Source organism: Streptomyces sp. MS19 (genome assembly GCF_047200595.1).
Taxonomy (GTDB): Bacteria; Actinomycetota; Actinomycetes; order Streptomycetales; family Streptomycetaceae; genus Streptomyces.
Map to the genome: position 1 here is coordinate 1 of NZ_JBJZOH010000090.1, position 1,381 is coordinate 1,381.

1 protein-coding gene is annotated in these 1,381 nt (G+C 66.5%); it reads left to right on the top strand.

The window, feature by feature from the left end:
- The first annotated feature begins 129 nt into the window (after window positions 1-129).
- Entirely contained in the window at window positions 130-1,374 is a 1,245-nt protein-coding gene (locus ACL02R_RS30000) for an IS30 family transposase (protein ID WP_412800113.1), read from the top strand.
- The last annotated feature ends 7 nt before the right edge of the window (window positions 1,375-1,381 follow it).

Below are 1,381 nucleotides of genomic sequence, written 5' to 3' on the forward strand. Positions count from 1 at the left end.
CTTGGGTTCTAATGAACGTCGCAACGCCCGAGCTACGGGAATGCGATGAAGCAAGGGATCTACAAGGGCGGGCCAGGCCGCCCCCTGGCCGAGGAGCGACAGAAGTTCCTTGAGCTCGTTGGCCAGGGGGTGAGCAACGCAGAGGCCAGCCGCATCGTGGGTATCAACCCCAGGACCGGGCGAGAGTGGCGGAACGGACGCAGCGCCCGGATCAAGTCCACGATGCGGCCCGGCAAGCGGACACGGCCCGCGATCCAGCCCATCACGGGCGAGACGCTGACCTTCTTCCCCCACCCCCTTGGGGAGGCCGGGGTGTCGGCGCGAGGACGGTCGATCTCCCGACGTTACCTGTCCGAGGAGGAGCGCATTAGGATCGCTGACCTGCGGCGGGAAAAGAGATCCATCAGGTCGATCGCGGCCGAGCTGGGGCGTAGCCCGTCAACCATCAGCCGGGAGATCCGCCGCAACAGCAATACGAATCTCAAGCCCAGCCACCCGGGGTACTACCGGCCCTTCGCCGCGCACCAGCGCGCTGCGACGAGGCGGGCGCGGCCCAAGCCGCGGCGGATCGACACCTGCCCTGACCTGCGGGACTTCGTCCAGATGCGTCTGGACGAGAAATGGAGCCCCGAGCAGATCGCGAGCGTCCTCCGCCGGCAGTTCCCGGAGCACCCGGAGATGCACGTGACGCACGAGACGATCTATCGCGCCCTGTACGCCCAGGCCAGGAGCGGGCTGTCGCGCGAGATCAGCCGGCGACTCCGCACCGGTCGTTCCATGCGAAAGCGGCGTCGGCATCCTGACCAGCGGCAGCCACGCTTCACCCACCCCATGGTCATGATCAGCCAGCGCCCTTTCGAGCCCGCCGACCGATCCACCCCCGGTCACTGGGAAGGCGACCTGATCATCGGAGCGAAACACGGCTCCTCCATCGGGACACTGGTTGAGCGCAGCACCCGCTTCACGCTGCTGGTCCACCTCCCCGACGGCCATAATCCCCGGCTCGTCCAAGAAGCGCTCTTGGAGACCGTCAAGGACCTCCCTCCGCACCTGAAGCGCTCCCTGACCTGGGACCAGGGAGCGGAGATGGCGCATCATTACGCCTTCTCCGAGGCATCCGGCGTGCCCGTGTACTTCTGTGAGCCGCACAGTCCGTGGCAGCGGGGCTCGAACGAGAACACGAACGGACTGCTACGGCAGTACTTCCCCAAGGGCACCGACCTGTCGAGGTACACGAAGGAAGACCTGGCCGCCGCAGCCGCCGAGCTGAACGCCAGACCCAGGAAGACGCTCGGCTGGGAATCCCCAGCCGAGCGCTTCACCAACCTGCTGAACGACGACCCCAACAACCCCCGCGTTGCGACGATTTGTTGAATCCACC